This window comes from Anaplasma phagocytophilum, assembly GCF_023476575.1.
In the GTDB taxonomy this organism is placed as follows: domain Bacteria; phylum Pseudomonadota; class Alphaproteobacteria; order Rickettsiales; family Anaplasmataceae; genus Anaplasma; species Anaplasma phagocytophilum_A.
On the sequence record NZ_JAHLEX010000001.1, the window covers coordinates 1 to 16,648 of the forward strand.

9 protein-coding genes and 3 pseudogenes are annotated in these 16,648 nt (G+C 41.6%); 3 read left to right on the forward strand and 9 right to left on the reverse strand.

Going from position 1 to position 16,648, the window contains the following annotated elements:
* The 3 genes and pseudogenes from KPX09_RS00005 to KPX09_RS00015 form a co-directional block, all read right to left on the reverse strand.
* Nucleotides 1-598, reverse strand: a pseudogene (locus KPX09_RS00005) (hypothetical protein); the annotation flags it as partial.
* 66 nt (nucleotides 599-664) lie between these two features.
* Nucleotides 665-1,186, reverse strand: a complete 522-nt coding sequence (locus tag KPX09_RS00010; RefSeq protein WP_249548369.1) for a disulfide bond formation protein B — start codon at nucleotides 1,184-1,186, stop codon at nucleotides 665-667.
* A gap of 117 nt (nucleotides 1,187-1,303) precedes the next feature.
* Entirely contained in the window at nucleotides 1,304-2,032 is a 729-nt protein-coding gene (locus KPX09_RS00015; RefSeq protein WP_249548370.1) for a phosphatidylglycerophosphatase, read from the reverse strand.
* Nucleotides 2,033-2,172: 140 nt separating this feature from the next.
* Between KPX09_RS00015 and rpmG the strand changes: the two genes are divergently transcribed.
* Nucleotides 2,173-2,343 carry a 50S ribosomal protein L33 gene (gene rpmG, locus KPX09_RS00020; protein WP_011451011.1) on the forward strand — a complete coding sequence of 57 codons (171 nt, stop codon included), beginning with the start codon at nucleotides 2,173-2,175 and terminating at the stop codon, nucleotides 2,341-2,343.
* Nucleotides 2,344-4,002: 1,659 nt separating this feature from the next.
* Here rpmG and KPX09_RS05665 read toward each other — a convergent pair.
* A complete protein-coding gene (locus tag KPX09_RS05665; RefSeq protein WP_249548371.1) occupies nucleotides 4,003-6,663 on the reverse strand; it encodes an ankyrin repeat domain-containing protein in 2,661 nt (886 codons plus the stop codon).
* Between the two features lie 834 nt (nucleotides 6,664-7,497).
* On the opposite strand from KPX09_RS05665, the gene KPX09_RS00030 reads away from it, so the two are divergent.
* Both KPX09_RS00030 and fabF read left to right on the forward strand, forming a co-directional pair.
* On the forward strand, nucleotides 7,498-7,812 hold the full coding sequence (locus tag KPX09_RS00030; RefSeq protein WP_249548372.1) for an acyl carrier protein: 315 nt from the start codon (nucleotides 7,498-7,500) through the stop codon (nucleotides 7,810-7,812).
* Between the two features lie 134 nt (nucleotides 7,813-7,946).
* On the forward strand, nucleotides 7,947-9,218 hold the full coding sequence (fabF, locus tag KPX09_RS00035) for a beta-ketoacyl-ACP synthase II (protein WP_249548373.1): 1,272 nt from the start codon (nucleotides 7,947-7,949) through the stop codon (nucleotides 9,216-9,218).
* Nucleotides 9,219-10,227: 1,009 nt separating this feature from the next.
* Here the strand turns inward: fabF and KPX09_RS00040 are convergent.
* The 5 genes and pseudogenes from KPX09_RS00040 to KPX09_RS00060 all read right to left on the reverse strand — a co-directional run.
* Nucleotides 10,228-10,344 (reverse strand): annotated as a pseudogene (locus KPX09_RS00040) (P44/Msp2 family outer membrane protein); the annotation flags it as partial.
* A gap of 98 nt (nucleotides 10,345-10,442) precedes the next feature.
* Complete coding sequence (locus KPX09_RS05670) at nucleotides 10,443-10,853, reverse strand: hypothetical protein (RefSeq protein ID WP_346017211.1); 411 nt, start codon at nucleotides 10,851-10,853, stop codon at nucleotides 10,443-10,445.
* Nucleotides 10,854-11,566: 713 nt separating this feature from the next.
* Nucleotides 11,567-11,699, reverse strand: a pseudogene (locus KPX09_RS00050) (P44/Msp2 family outer membrane protein); the annotation flags it as partial.
* Nucleotides 11,700-12,203: 504 nt separating this feature from the next.
* Complete coding sequence (locus KPX09_RS00055; RefSeq protein ID WP_249548374.1) at nucleotides 12,204-13,340, reverse strand: hypothetical protein; 1,137 nt, start codon at nucleotides 13,338-13,340, stop codon at nucleotides 12,204-12,206.
* Between the two features lie 2,139 nt (nucleotides 13,341-15,479).
* On the reverse strand, nucleotides 15,480-16,640 hold the full coding sequence (locus tag KPX09_RS00060) for an aspartate aminotransferase family protein (protein ID WP_249548375.1): 1,161 nt from the start codon (nucleotides 16,638-16,640) through the stop codon (nucleotides 15,480-15,482).
* Between the last annotated feature and the right edge of the window lie 8 nt (nucleotides 16,641-16,648).

A 16,648-nucleotide genomic window follows, 5' to 3' on the forward strand; every position in this document is an offset into this window, starting at 1 on the left:
AGCTGGGAATTGCTAATACGGCTGAGTATAATGCCAGTACGCATGCTAGCACGACAGGTATTATAGCTGCCATTACTGCACAAATTTCCGCTAGACACCTTCCTATAGTTTTACCTATAATCTTAAAAATTTGCTGTATACATCTTCTGACAAATTTGACACTTCTGCACAGCCCTAATAGAAGATGCGCTGCTACAACATAGTGTAGTGGAAACGAAATGAGTGCCATCACCCAGAACCCCAACTCAAGTGCCAATACAAGCACCAATGTAATAATGCCTATCTTTATTAGGTCTTGTGGTCTGTGTAGAGAAAATCCAAATAACTCGAATATACGCAAGTAAAGAAGTGTTAATATTACTGCTAATACTACGAAAATATACAACCAAAATGCGGTGCTTGTTAATGTCCTCTTAGTCTTTCTATAGGCAAATCCAGCAGTGTAAAACATCGGATATACAGACTGATATGCTGCAGCAACCGTATAGCTGTTCACATGCCTTAAATAGCCTCTCAAATACCACGAGCATTCGTACGCTGTACTAAATAATTGATCATAAGATACAAATAGCCCCCTACTAAACCCCTCGCCATCCATAACGCCCCTGCAGAACCTCCAAATGCAAAACCAGCACACGTTATTGTTATGCTAGAGCATAGATCCTCAACTGTCTCTATATAACACACTTGTGCTGCGCTGATCGCGAATATATCCAACACGCAGTACAAAAGCATAGACTAAGATAGAAACTGCATACACGGCATTCCACCCCGAAAGAGATATACCCATAAATACGAAGCTAGGCACCTTACACGAAACTACTTCCTCCTTGCTTAGCAAGTTAGCCTTTATATCTTCAAGGCTCGTACCTAAACCTACATCCCCTGCACAATGCAAGAAATCTGTGAACCACCCATACTCCAAACCTGCGTGATATATCGACACAACAATACCTGCTACGTAGCATATAACCACCACAAAAAATATACCCTTGAAGTTTTTAAACAGCATTATAACTGATGGAATCAGGGCTATAAAATATGGTATACGCTCATACAGACAAAGTTTACACGGCACCAACCCAAAAAACACCTGAGCAACATATGCAACTGCCAAGGCAGCTACACTACCTATAAAGAACAAAGCTCCACACTTCTTCATATGCACTCCAAATATGTCCTTCATAACAACAGAGCACGGAACGGAGTAACTCCAGCATTAGTTATCATCTCCTCTCCGCTAATAAGCTACGCTACAAGATATTCCTCCACCAAACACAGTCAGGGAAGATACTTTTTAACTTTAAAAAAGCGTTCTAGGCCCTGCTGTAGCAAAGTATATCACCGCTTTCATGTATTTTGCGGCACTAGTGACCTGTAACCCAGCAGATATGAATGCAAGCACATACATGACAACTGTAGAATAAGATGCTAGAACCAAACCTTCAGCCATTATCGACATGCAGGTGCTATACCTAAGCTGCAACATAGACACAGGCCATGGTTTGATGACGATCATAACATTAAAGAATAAAAAGGGTATTACAAAGAATACTAAAAGGTGCATAAAGTAGTTCACCCATAAGGGGCAACTAAATATCCCCATGCATACCCTGTCGTACAAACTGATAACACTTTCGTATAACGCAACTGCTGCAGGCATAGCGAGCGCTACAGTAAGCAATTGGCCAAACGCTAACTGTATAACTGTTGTGTCTCCACTACCTAAACCACACCCTTGATCATTATTCTGTATAAATATGGAAACTACACCTAAAACCAGTAAACCCGCAGATACTTGAAGGAAGAACGGCGCTATCACCAACCCACTAGTAAACGCAGCATTAGCAAGCATAGGCGGAGAACCGTGCATTATATAGCACAAGGCATGCACCATCACCAAAACCGCCAATGAAGTCCAATGTTCTTGCCAAGCAGGAAGATGACCCATACCTAGAAAAGTACTAACCAATCTCACTGGTACAACCGCGCCAACGAGCTTCATAAAAAGCTTAAATAGGGATTTCAACATACCATAGCTACTTCGCAAGATTAAAGGAACCGAGTCCTAAATACCTACTCCACATAGTATGTCAATCGTTTTTACTAAACCGCTTGACCTATAGCATTCAAACAAGTAAGATCTTCGCATTTGGTATTTGGTACTTCTAAGTGGCTAAGAAAGGTGCTACCTTGTTGGTAAAGCTGGTAAGCAGCGAAGGTACGGGCTATTTTTACGTCAAGAAGCGTGATCCTAAAAAGTTGGTGCAGAAGTTGTCTTTCCGTAAGTACGACCCTGTAGCGAGGAAGCACGTACTATTCAAGGAAGAAAAGCTTAGATAGCTCTGGTTGCGTGCTTGGATTTCGAAAACTGCGCGGTTCCTGTGCTGAATTTTTTTCTGTAGAGTTCAGATGTGGGGGTTTGTCGTGTTTTCTGTCGGGAGTAGCTGTTTGCCTGGGGAGCTGGATTATGTGTCTCTGCTCTGTGGTGTGTTTGGTGCTATGGGCGTGTAGAGGGGTTTGTTGTCACTGAGGTGGCTTAAAGCCGTATAGTTGTTTGTTGTGCTTCTCTGATCTTCTTGGATGTTGTGGTTAGGTAGGTGTTTTGTGTCTAGTCCTTATTAGGGAAGTGTGGCGTTTGATGATTTGACGTCGGGCTTCTACTTCATCTGGTATGGTTTTAGGTTTTGTTCTTTTTTCTTTTCATGGTGGCGCTGTTCTCTTTGGTGGCTATCTTGTGCTTGTGTAGAGGAAAACATAGACTACTCAATGACGACGGGTTTTTCGGGCAGAACATACAGGTTCTGTAAAGGGAATTTTTTGAAAGTTATAGATATCCCAGATCCTGCACAAACCCAGATCCTGCACAAAACTACAGTATAATGAGCAGTCTGTAAGCGTGGGGTATGTCACAGCACGTGAGCTTGAAGATGCGCTTATATTCATGGATGCTCTGGTGAAACATGTGCATATGTTTACTCTTAATCTTGTTGCTCTTTGATAACCTTGCGATGATATAACTTTGTATCTATAACGCGATATACATCTTGAACTGCTTCGCGCAGAGTACATGTTGCTTGAGTTCACTTAACCAAGTTCTGGTTGCATGCAGGGGGATAACAAACGTACATACCTACCCAAGCTTATAACTTCATTAAGCATATAGAGTTTAAGAAAACAGAAATTACAAATTTCTCATATGAGCGCTGCATATATAAAACTTTATAATTGTTCATAACTATCCATGCCAATTTGCGGACCAGAAGCCTGCGAAGAAATCTCATACATAAATTTAAGGAGTTTTGACGAGCAGCAGAACAAACACCTCAAGCCTACATCGAAAGAAACGATGTTGGGTAAATCTTAGCTACAAAAGGCACCTCTACTATCAATGATATACCAAAGTTACTGTGCCATTTGCGTACTATCCAGGTTACTGTTAAATGACTAAGGTTTCAATGGTGTACGCTAAGAACGCTGCTATTTACGTATGTGTAGCGATAAAAGCTGGGGCCTAACTGAAATGTTCTCATGAATGTCGCCTCACTATTTCAGGTTATGGATTCATACTATTACAGGTGTGTTTTACAAAGGGAATTTATAATGTGGTATGCTGTAAGTTTTTCTGCCAGATATTGCTCCATCTTTAGGTTATGGATTTATGCTGCCTGTAGAACCAATACAAAAACCTTACTTGCACGCATAGCAGGAGACTTTCGGAATTTATTATCCAGAATCTGCTGCAAGAGCTTCACCTTCCCTAGAGAACATCAGGTTACAGTTCATCTTTTTACAAAGAATACCCATGAGCACATTATGTAAACTGTAGAAAGATTCAAAACACACTACATATGAATTCTCATATGCACTGTAGAAGCTGTAAAGAAGGGTCTTGCTAGTAACGGAAAAGACTATCGATGCTATCGAAGTAATATACTCTAGTATTTGCCTAGCGCAGCAAACTGTAAAATCAACTCTACATTCGACACAAAGATAAAAGCTTTATTTTATAACGGAACTAGACAATGAAGACGGTGCTCTAACATACACAGGTTTTATTCCATCATGAACACCGCAATAAACGATTGCGCTACTTGGTGCAGTAGATTCACTATTGGAAGATGAGCAAACTACATCACCTCCAAGATCAATACCATATGCTGCGTTCTCTCTACCTAAACCTGTTCTGTTTTCTTCTCCGCGTCTAAAGGCCTTATGTCTTCGGCATCCTCTTTCGCGGTGCGAGGGACTACTATCATCTGCTAGATACTCATCTAAACTTTCCTGATCATTAAGTATAGTGCCTCCACTAGTACTTGACCCTGCTCCACAAACACCATCTGAAGAATACCTACTACCAGAACTATCTGACATATATCTCCTGGGTTTGGAGCGCTTTACGTGCGAAGTTGAAAGATAAAACCTTGCATTATTGCGCTTATCGTCTTCTTTTGAAATGCGTATGCCAACATATACGACATATGCAACTAGTAGCAAAATAATACCTGCTAACGCAACCAAAGCTCGGCTTTCCAGCGACATTGTAGAATTTACTCCACAACACTGTAGCACAGAGTTTAAACCTATCGTTAACGCTATGAATACAATTGTAAAAATGCAAAATATACCACTTGCAGCAAGCATAGTATTGCTACTAGATACGCCTCCGTTCACTCTACTTATGAGGATCTTCTTGCCCCTATAGTCCAGTAACCCCTTAGAGGACAAAATTTTCGAATATGGCACCTTCCTATACCCAAGCTCTGTGGCAAGACTTTGTCGGGGATCCTCTAGTAGAGTAGCTATCATCGTCCTATCTCTGTTGATAATAGCCAGGTCCATTGCCGTATTTCCATGATGCCTTATGCTAAGATCAAGATCTTTATAAGTAAGCAATTTTTTTACAAAGCTTAGATCTTTTGCTCGCACAGCCATGTGTAGCAAAGTGCCGGCTGCAGTACGTAGATTTAATGCGGTGCATCCACTTGGCCCCTTGATATTAGGATTGCATCCCACTTGCTCAATTAAATATTTTGAGATGTTCAGGTTCTTAGATTCCACTGCAATGTATAGCGCAGTACTTCCACACGCCTCAGAACCTCTTTCTCCTACATACTCAACAATATTCGTTAGATCTTTCGAGGTTACTCTATCTCTTTTTCTCTTAGCAATTTCCCTAGAAAAGCTATTAATAAGTAATTGTCGACCCTTCTCTATGTCCGCTGGTGCATCAGGATTAATACCCTTAACATTCTCCAATATAAACTGCACTACTCCTGTATTATCGTTTGCAGAGCTTGCTGCATAATGAAGAATATCTTGCCCATCAGCATCAACACACAACAAAGCTTGAGGACATTTTCTGTGCATACACACCAGCACATCTAAAGACTCATTCAAGGCTGCGATGTGTGCAGCAGTGGGATACGGAGCCCTCTTAGCTTCCATATCCGCACCAGCATCTAGCAACATTTCCACTGCAGGAACACAATTAACAGAAGCGGCAAAATGCAACGCAGTAAACCCGTACCCGTTGGCTTTATTTACATCTATTACCTCATGCTCTAGCAACCATTTCATCACTCCTACTTGACTTGAATAAGCCGCTAGCGCTAGGATCTGAGACTCTAATGCTCCAATATCTGTAGAAAATATTACATTCTTTCCCACAAAAGAAGAACATGACATCTCAGGTAGAGACTCGACATACCGACGAAACCGCGTAGACAGTGGTAAGCTGCCTAACGGTATGGCCTTTGCCGAGGCACCTCTTTTTCCGAAAAGCCTCCCGGAAAACATGTTTTTGTATCCTTGGCTGCGCTTTACACTGGATAGCTCTTCTTCGAACATCCGCGTGCATTTTAGTAACAGTTCAATTATGTTGAGATGTTCACCCTTGACTGCTTCCATAGGCTCACCTGGATATATTTCCAGATCTAGCCCTACAAGAGACACAAAGCCTGTTACCACGTCCCTAGAGGCCTTGTCCTCTTTTATTGTTTCCAGAAAAGCGTCTACCCCAACCTTAGCTAGTAGCAAGTCGATAACTGCAAAAAAACCATCTTCCCTCTCGTAGAGCTTGAGAGCTTCCGACATGGCATATATTACAGGAGTAATTCTCTCACTCCTGCTGTAGGCATTATACATAACTGCAGCGCAATTCGCACCCAGGTCAAGCAGCTTCCTGACCATCTGTACGCACTTCTTGTCTATTGCATAAAAAATGGGGGTCTTATTACCTTGTTCACAAACTATATTCCAAAGCCCATTCGCGCCTTCTTTACCCTGAGTCGGTATTTTCTGAGACGCATTAGCATTTACATCCCCACCTTTACTGGCAATGAAGTCGCACAGGTCGCAAACTTCGTCAGCCAGCATCGCATTCCCTATCAGCAGGGGAATATGCATAACGCTACATTCATGTAATACTATAAGATCTCTACGGGATGCATTTATCTCCTGCAGCCCTTCTTGAGTGCTGCTAAAAAACACACTATTGCGAGATTTATTCTGTAATACCCACAGCTTTAGAGATGCAAAACCCTCTGCTTCCTTACACGCACGTACTATTTCATTTAGCACGTCAATACATCTCTGAGACGCATTTAATCTACGTACAAAAGCATCGAGAACCTGCTGCTGCGCCTGCGAAAGCCCATGCACCTGTGTCTCCATTGAATTTGTGATTTAGACAGCCATGTTTTCAGGAAATATGGTTTAACACAAGCATTAGGTGTTATTAAGGGATTTAATGCAAGTACTAAGTTAATATAGGAGTAATGTCTTTAATATAATGAGATACTTCTGAAATCTATAGAAAAAACTTAGTCTAGTATGCTGATATATCAGAAATAGAATAATACCAGCAGCTTTGCAGTAGTCCCTACATGAAAGTTTACTCTAAAATATACTCATCTTTTTATGTAAAACCGTTACTAGAGCGGAGCACTTTATCTTCAGGTATGATAACGTATAGCTCGCAAGATTAACATACTAAGTAAAGAATGGAGATATGGGATGGCATAGCCAGGTTGAATTTTGCAACGTATAATTTCTACGCGCTAATTTTCTTTTAGCGGTAATAATACAACTACTTATTTAAGAAGTAATGCATAAATACAACATTATAATTTATGCTAAGTGAATGATATATATATCTGGGCACAGGGAGTAGCAGTAAAATTTCGATATACACCTAAAACAGGCTATGGCGCATCCTTATCGAGTCTGCTTGCTATTCTAAAGAGTAATAATAAGGTAAAACAAGCGTACCTATTGTGGGAGCCCACTCTATATACAGCGAAACTGCAGTACATTTTCTGCGTACTATATACATCTTATACAAGCGTATGACACTATGTGGTGTAAATACGCTATGTGTTTCTGTTATAGGTAGGCAATTCTATATTTGATTTCCTTATTTTTATGGGTATATTCTAGAACTTCACTGTTCTGATACGGGCAGTGGTTTTTTTTCTTTATTAGTTGTGGGTGAATATGGAAGGTGGTGAAGCTCATGGGAGCTCTAATAGCTTGAATCCTGGAGAAGGAGTTGCTGTGTCAGAGGAAATAAAAGCACAGGTTATGGAGTCGGTGATCGGGTGTCTGAAATTAAACGATGAACAAAAGCAGATTCTTTCTGGCACTACAAACTTAGCAAAAGATTTTAATCTCGATAGCTTGGATTTTGTTGATCTGATCATGTCGCTGGAAGAAAGGTTTTCCCTAGAAATATCAGATGAAGAAGCACAAAAGCTAGAAACTGTTGATGACATTTGTCGCTACATAGCAAGTAAGTCTAGTGATGCTTGATAATAGTCAGTTTTTTTGTTAGTGCGAAAAATAGTAATCCGCGCTATGATTGCTACAAAGGCTGCGGTGTGTGGTGTGGTTTTTGTGCCTAGTAGATAGCTCGGGGTTGGTTAGTGTAGTTAGGGTATTTAGAGATGGCCGAGCGAAAGAGGGTTGTGGTGACCGGCATGGGTTTGGTCACGCCTTTAGGTGTTGTGATCTCATCAGTTTGGGATAGATTAGTTAGGGGAGAATCTGGAATAAGGCAGGTAGTTAGTCGCTATGACGTGAGCGATTTGGAGTGCAAAATCGGAGGGCAAGTATTGCTCAAAGGAGAATCTGATGATTATGTATTTGATCCAGAGACTTGGTTAGAGGAAAAAGAAGTAAAAAAAATTGATCTCTTTATCTTGTTTGGTATTGCCGCATCTAGTATCGCTTTGGAAGATTCTGGTGCTCTAGAAAGTAATTTTGACCCTGAGAAATTCGGTGTGTTGCTTGGTTCTGGCATAGGGGGATTGCCTAACATTGAGAGAAATGTAACTGCACTTAATGCTCGCGGCCCCAGAAGGATTAGCCCGTTTTTTGTTCCGGGAAGTCTCATAAACTTGCTTCCTAGTCATGTATCCATGCGATATGGGCTGAAGGGGTATTGCAATGCGGTCGTGGGAGCTTGTGCTACTGGTGCTGTAGCAATTGCAGAGGCAGCACGTGTGATCGAGAGTGGTGTATGTGATATAGTAGTAGCTGGCGGTTCAGAGAGTGCGTTGTGCAGATCAGGAATAGCTGGATTTAGCGTGATAAAGGCATTGTCAACGAAATTTAATGATACTCCTCAAGTTGCTTCGAGGCCCTGGGACAAGGATAGAGATGGGTTCGTCATGGGTGAAGGCGCTGGTGTAGTGGTGTTGGAAGACTACGAATACGCGAAAAGGCGCGGAGCTAGAATATATGCGGAGCTAACCGGTTATGGCTTGACAGCTGATGCATATCATGTAACAGCGCCACATCCAAAAGGTGAAGGCGGAATGCGCGCTATGGAAATGGCTCTCAGGACAGCTAATATTTCACCTAGTGAGGTTGATTACATAAATGCCCATGGTACTTCAACTATTACTGGCGATAGTGTGGAGATTGTTGCGATAAAGAATGTGTTCCAGGATCATGCCTATAAAGTAGCTATATCTTCGACGAAATCGTCGATAGGGCATCTTTTAGGTGCGGCTGGTAGCGTAGAAGCAATATTTTCTATACTAGCATTACAACATGGTATATTGCCACCCACTCTGAATCTGCACAACTCTACTGAAGATAGTAACGTGAACTTGGTGCCGTTAGTGGCTGAAGAGCGTAAGGTTTCTCGTGTATTGAGTAATTCCTTCGGGTTCGGGGGTGTCAATGCATCTCTGATCTTTAGTCAAATTTAAGACCAGCTGGAACGTTATACCTTCTTATCACGGAAGATAAATGGTCTGAAGTAGCAACCTAAGATCAAGCCCTGTGATAATATATATAGTAGAGAAACAGGGTTTACTTGTAGGGATATGTAAGGTTTGCTGCTGGTTATATCCTCGTTAAGGGAGAGATAGAGTGTGCCGGATTGCACCGTGTTTATATGAGTGGACATAAACATAGTGTTGTAGGGTAAGCTTTGCAATTATTCTGCTGATTGCTATTGTTTGGGCTTAGAAGCCCTTGTGTACTACTTTGTGGGTGGGGGTAGTTAGCACTTGTTTGAGTAATTCCTTCGGATTCGGTGGTGTAAATGCGTCTCTGATCTTAGTCAGGTTTAAGCCCGACTGGAAGATAGCACTCCACGGTCATAGAGGATGAATTGCCATAAGTAGTGTCCTGAGGTGTAGTAATCCTGATGCCTAGGATAGGGTTGGGGCTTTGTTTGCAAGAATTCGCTTTTACCCCCCGTTTGAGTATGATTGGAGTTACGGTGTAGCAGATCTGTAACTTGAGAAGGAGGCACTATTTGCCGCATTTACCTACATAAGCTGTAGCCTGATTATGACTTTGCAGCAGAGGGAAAGTTAGTCAGGAGTGTAAGTGTGATACTTGTACTTTATGCTTTGATAATTTTTGCCGAAGCTATGTTGCATTATTGCATATACTGTACGTGAGAACTTTTATTATTCTGGACTCTGACTATTTACTGATCATAGAGCCGAATGGCTTTTTCTAATGAAAGAAAAAATGATGAGGTCCTAGATAGCTTATCCTGGATATAAATCTAGTACCCAATAAACTCAATGTAAATACACAAGCCATAGTATGACACTCTAGAACGCACTCTCTATCTTGAACAACCCTATAACTTCAAATTCATAATGGCATGAGTAGAAGAAACCGCCCTGATCTCAACAACCATCCTTACATCATATAATGGATTTCCGTATAGCCTGATGATAGGTCTCCAGGTGAAGGTCCAGCTCTAATCTCAACAACCTCGCCCCCTACAATAGTTTTAGCTAGTAACCTAGCTACTATGGTTTTTTCTTCAGGGGTGAGTTCCTTTACTAGGTCTTTAGCTACGGCTGTGGTGTTGTTAGTACATGCCCCGGGTTCCTTCTGGTAGCAGTTTCACTGCTGTTGATGTAGGCTAATTACTACTTTATCTCCTAGTGTTTTAGATGCAAAATTCCTTATACTTCCGCATCGGTAACACCATTGCTATTCCCACTGCTTCCCTTTGCCTGTGCTCCACAAACAGCTACCTCGCCTTTTTCACTGCTGCCAGTATTCGTGTTGTTCGTGATCGAAGCATATTTTCCGTACGTACTACCGCCACTCACTTTCTTCTTCGTCACACAAACCTTGTCATAGATGCTAGAGTGAGAAATCTCAACAACCTCGCCCCCTTCAATAGTTTTAGCAAGTAATCCTGCTACTATGGTTTTTTCTTCAGGAGTGAGTTCCTTTACTAGGTCTTTGGCTATGGCTTTGGCGTTACTATTCTGGGCTCCAACTATAAGACCCGTACTGCTATGCCCAGTCTGCCCTGTAGGCCAGTTTTTATCTTCCTCTATTTTGGTAAGGTCTACAAACTTACTCAAAGCTCCATGCCCGCCCGACGGTCCAGAACCTTTAAAACCACTGCACTGTGCTGTATTAGCCTGAGTCCTCGCCGGCGCTGCAGCATACGTTGTTACATTGGATGCGTCTGAACCTAGCTCAGTATGCTGTTTACTACAAACCTGCTTAACAATGTTAGGATGAGAAATCTCAACAGCCTTAGCAAAGTGGACAATGTCCTTACCGGAGGTCGTGGCAAGAGTAGCAGCAAGCTTGTCAGTCTGATCAGTAACTATATCACAAGCTAGCTCTCCTTAGCTAGTAGATATACTGTATATGCTTCATCTTTTCCACTATCCCTTATACCCTTAGTCTTGTTTTTAATAATAAGAGTTACTGTGTATACTCTTATTTATACCTAGACACAGGCATACCCGCCAGCGTCTCCAGAAACTGCAAGATAGCTTGACCATATGCATTGGTAACAGACTAGATTTCTCTGGAAGCAGATCTAACCTTTGTAAAGTTTCTGCAGAGATTCCTAGATATAGTGTATAATTTTGTGTTAGGTAAAACCGTATAAAACCATTATACGGACCTGCTCAATATCGGGTAATAACTGGATCATAGTCAGCTTAGTATAAGTGATCCAGGACACTAATTTTGCCTAGTTACTTAACTAGGGTATTCAGAGTCAAAGGTGGTTTGTGTAATGCACTCACTCAACACTTAATCTCCCTCATTCTTTAAATAAAGGAACAACGCCTAAACCTTCACTAAAAATATCATAACAAGTATTGACCATAACCGAAGTAGCAAAAACTGCCCTATATATCAACAACCTCGCACCCTTCAATAGTTTTAGCTAGTAGCCCTGCCACTATAGATAATTTCCCGTGACTCTCTGTATGCTTGTGTTATGGCGTGTAAGCTCTTCATCTTTATATATGTAGCACCCTCTCACAGTTTCGACATCCCTGATCCAGCGCAGTGCAAACTTTAAAGCAGAAACCATTTGTGTTGCTTTTTATGTAGAGAACATCCTGCTTGAAATTACCGCCTACCATATAAACACTTTAATGCTATTGTCTGTGGTTTATCATATCCCATACCTTATAAATATGCTTTAGCTCCCAACAAAACTTAAAATAGCATAGCACTGCTGTAACATACGTAGGTCGCTATCTTTTAATTATACAGAGCTTCGAGATTTATATGTTATGCGCTAGATGGGGTGAACAGATGTTAAATAAAGATATGACAGTCAATATGGCACGGAAGCTGAGTAACATCACTACATTGGGAAGAGAGAGGAAGCGCGGTGAGAAAAGCATCCTCTCTCTTTATTCTCTACATTGCACTACACACAAAGCAGCAGCAACAAAGGTACACTAAGCTGTTCGTTGTTGTGTATGTCGCTGACCGCTAAATTCCGGTTGCATAACAAACCAAGTATTTCCCTGGGTGCGTTGCAATACCGTGCTAGGTTCACCATCATCCGTATGTTCCAGAAAAAGCCCAGCATATCCATTGGTGGTACCATCAGCACAACAACCTTTCTCTGCGCCACCGATGTCTTCCGCCACGACATTACCGTTTAAACCGCGTGCACCTTCTCCCTTATCGTCAGGTCTTACATTTCCTTGCTGCCCCACGAATGGACCATCCTTTTCCTCACCTACAACCTTTTCGTAAAAGTAGAAGATAGCGAACGCAATCGCTAGAGCTGCTTGTGTCGTCAGCAAAGCCATATCTGTTATGTAGAACAGCTTGTTCGTTTGTCCCACTAGAAGATATGCTTCATAGAGATGACATATACAATGGCAGAATTCAAACAACGCTATTGTTAAGAAGACAAGTGACTTCACACACACACCGGTATTTGATGCTTCCTTATCCCCGCCTTCGAATTCTATCTTTTGCTTTTGCTTTTGGTAACGCATTACCTCATATGCCCGGATGGAAGCCGATATTGCACCGAGCAAGGGAGCCAGTATAGAGACTACAAGAGCAACCATCTGTATAGCCTTGCTTTCAACCCCAACTTCCATGACGAGAGATAATACACACAGCAGTATACAGAACACACTTGATGCTATTGTGGTAGTCTCCTTCCAGTACCCTATGTTATACTCCTTGCCGGATATCTTGCCTTTCTCAAGGTCTTTACGATGCTTCGATAAAGCTGCGTAGGAATCTAAGAGAAGCACCATAGCGAGCAGCGCGTACATCGCAAAATAAGCAAGCGTTACGCGGTGTACTATAGAGGGTTTTATAGCATAGCGGATAACTGCCATTGTAAAAAACGTAGAGAAAGTTTCTGTAACCATCATCAGAAACGACGCCACTAGGAAAACTGAATCTGGTACATAGGGTTCGCCGGTACTTTCAGATTCTTTTTCTTTATCTTTCCTAAGTTGTTCCACTCCAGCTATCAGCGGGCTCTCCTCTTCTTCATCTAATGACTCTACCAAAACGTTATTTTTGGTATAAATGTCCTCACCTTCTCCTAATACTTTCTTTACCATACCCACCAGCTTTGATTACAAAAGAACTTCTAATGGTATTGTTCACTTTGTGCGAGGTCAACTAAAAATAGTAATCTTATATATGCGAAAAATTTAATATAGGCTATAGAAGAGCTAAATACTGCTATGCATGCAATCATCATTATCTGGTTTAATGTGAGTTGTGCAACTGTGACTGTACATTTTTCTAATATAAAATGGGTTGCATAAACGTAAATAAAATTATGCTTACTAAGGTTTTTAGTCACTTTTCGCGGAGCTGCTTTTATGTACAATGTGCTTAGCTCGAGTAATGTGGAGGTCGTGTAATTTATGATAAAATGGCATATGCATCGTTATATAAGAACGCATAGTGAAATATACTAATGCAAAGTTTTTGCAGACAATGCGTATACTGAGCACCATTAGTGTAATGCTGCAAATTATGTATGTAGAAGGGCAAACAGTATTAGTAACTTGTGCTCTTACCCGAGCTTAGTGCTGTATTAGGTATTGAATAGTAGGGAAAATTAAGGCTTTAGAAGGATGAGGCTGTGAGGTCTTGGTTGGTATAAGAACTACGTAGATTATGTGCAAAAATCGCAATAGGAAGGCTCGTGTGGGAAGAGCTCCTGGCAGTCATGAGAAGATTTTGCCATTGAGTCGTAGTGCGGAAATACTACTGAATCTTATGAAAGAAGGATGAGTTCGGTATGTGCGCTGGTTGCTGCATTTATTATAAAAAGGTATAGCGTGTTGCAAGACCTGTGTTTTGGAAAGGGTATTCGAAGCGTGAAAATGGTATGCAGAGATTGCTGAGTGTGTTGCCTTCGTATGGATGAGGTATTTATCAATATACCCATCATCCTTAGTACTATGTCTGGACGTCTGTATACAAACTGCATATTGAAAATGCCATGTTGCAGCTTTCCTAAAATGATGCGCATTACTGTGGCAAAAACACATAGGTTCTCGTAAGGTAGTAGCAATTGGAAGAGCTACTACAGTCTGATGAAGACGCTCAAATTCATTACGTATTATGAAATGGAAGTCTCATAAAATTTGTATGCTCTTCAACCTATAGTAGGTAAGTGCTGTTTACTATTTAATCTTGGGGAAAGAAATGCGACAAAATAGCAGAACATTGTTTTCATTTAGGGTATTCAATCTATCACGAAGTTACGAAGAAAGTGCATATGCATTCGAAACACTACCTCTGTAAAACCAAGCTAGTAAGTGAGAGAAAAGTTACTTAGTGAGTTGATAGCGAAGCTTTGTGCTTCTATAAGAGGTTAATTAGACCTATCTTAGAACTAGAGAAAAAGTTAGCGAACAGCAAGTTGTCGATGTTGTGCTTCGGGCAGTATTTACAAGATTACATGTCGAGAGAGTGAAAGTGCGAGGGCCTGATCAGAGAATAAATGCTACTGGACCAGGTTCAGAGAAATGCAAGGCGTCGAATACTCTTCACTGGTGGGACTACAGCCGGAAGACGAGATAGAAAATCTTAGAACAGCAGTTACTTTCTATGCCCAAGGAGTTTTCTACATGCCAAGCTCGCTGTGCACACGAATTGGAGATAAGAAACCTGATTAAAAGAGCTTCTGTGTTATGGTATTACCAAAACTAATGAACTTGCGGATAGTGTATGCCCTCAATAATAATAAGGAATAGTACACAACTGTTATGACTACGTATCGTATTGTTTCATAACTGTGAAATTTAAAGTATTTATCTTACTTTAGGTCGCTTCGGCGATGAGTTGAAAGTGACACAACGGTACATACAAAATTCTGATTAGAAAACTTACTATAACAAACCTTAAGCACTACGTGACGTCAGTATACAGCTACCCTAAACCCGCCTATTGTGCAGAACAAACGAACTAAAATCCCTTACATCACAACTGCAGGCATACAGCACTAAGTTTGACTAACCGAATGAGTGCAGAAAGCCTTCGAATATCTGTAAAAACTCATCTATATCTTGCCTTGAGACGATTAATGAGGGAACCATTCGTAGTACGTCGCCAGACATCAGCGGAGCGACCAGAACACCGTAGGATATCAAGTTGTCCAGCCACTCCATTCAACCTATCGCGTAAAGCAGACTAACTAAAAATCCCTTACACACAACCACAAGCATGCATCCTAAGTCTCACTAACTAAATGAGCGCAGAAAGCCCTCGAGTATCTGTAAGAACTCGTCTATCTCTTGCCTCGTGACGATTAATGGAGGAACCATTCGTAGCACATTTCCAGATGCTGGGGCAATTAGTACACCATGGGATATAAGTTGCTCAGCAATGCTGCAAGCACTTGCTGTATCATTAATTTCTACGCCGATTAGGAGGCCTATTCCTCTAACATTCTTAATTATAGGAAACCTCGTAGCCATGCGGCTTAGCTGCTCGATGAAATAAGCCCCATTTTGTTCCACGTTTGCCAAAAATCCTGGCTTTGCTACTTCACGAACGATCGCGCGAGCAACAGCAGTAGCCAAAGGATTACCACCACAAGTTGAGCCATGCATGCGTTCAGTAACAAATTGCCCTGCTTTTTTCGTTATGAGGCATCCACCTATAGGGAACCCACCCCCTAAACCCTTTGCAAGCGAGCATATGTCTGGAGTTACGGAAAAATGCTCATAAGCAAAGAATTTTCCTGTTCTCCCGGAGCCACATTGTACACAGTCAAAGAATAGCAATATGTCGTGTTGGTCACATAATGCTCTCAAATCTCTCAACAATTCACCGCTCAGCACATGGATGCCACCTTCGCCCTGCACTGGTTCTACCAGTATGGCACCTATGTTTCCTTTTTCTACCTCATTACGTATAGCATCTATGGACGGAGTAACGCTTACAAACCAATCGACATACGGGTATAAAAGGGGAAGAAAACCTGTTGGCTCACTAGCAGAGCACGTTGCATAAGTTCTTCCATGGAACGCACGCCTCAATGTCAGTACTTTATACCTTTCAGGACGTCCTATACCATTTTGGTATGACCGAGCAACCTTAAATCCGCACTCAACAGCTTCTGCACCAGAATTCACGAAAAATGCCATATCGGCGAAACTTAAGCTTACAAGTTCTGCAGCCAAGCTTTCAGCTTCCTGAATTCGATACATGTTAGACACATGCCATAGCGCTTTGGATTGCTCACACAATGCCTGTACCATAGCTGGATGGCAGTGGCCAAGTGCGCTCGTAGCCCTTCCTGAACCGAAGTCTATATAACGCTTCTTGCTACTATCATATAAGTACACCCCTTCTCCCCGAACGAAACTGATGTCGAACGGTTTGTAGAAAGGAATCATAAAGCCGC

What these genes read in the sequence shown, in the direction of transcription:
- KPX09_RS00060 (WP_249548375.1), bottom strand. Translation starts at nt 16,640, where the DNA reads ATGATTCCTTTCTACAAACCGTTCGACATCAGTTTCGTTCGGGGAGAA.
- KPX09_RS00015 (WP_249548370.1), bottom strand. Translation starts at nt 2,032, where the DNA reads ATGTTGAAATCCCTATTTAAGCTTTTTATGAAGCTCGTTGGCGCGGTT.
- KPX09_RS00055 (WP_249548374.1), bottom strand. Translation starts at nt 13,340, where the DNA reads ATGGTAAAGAAAGTATTAGGAGAAGGTGAGGACATTTATACCAAAAAT.
- KPX09_RS00030 (WP_249548372.1), top strand. Translation starts at nt 7,498, where the DNA reads ATGGAAGGTGGTGAAGCTCATGGGAGCTCTAATAGCTTGAATCCTGGA.
- KPX09_RS00010 (WP_249548369.1), bottom strand. Translation starts at nt 1,186, where the DNA reads ATGAAGGACATATTTGGAGTGCATATGAAGAAGTGTGGAGCTTTGTTC.
- fabF (WP_249548373.1), top strand. Translation starts at nt 7,947, where the DNA reads ATGGCCGAGCGAAAGAGGGTTGTGGTGACCGGCATGGGTTTGGTCACG.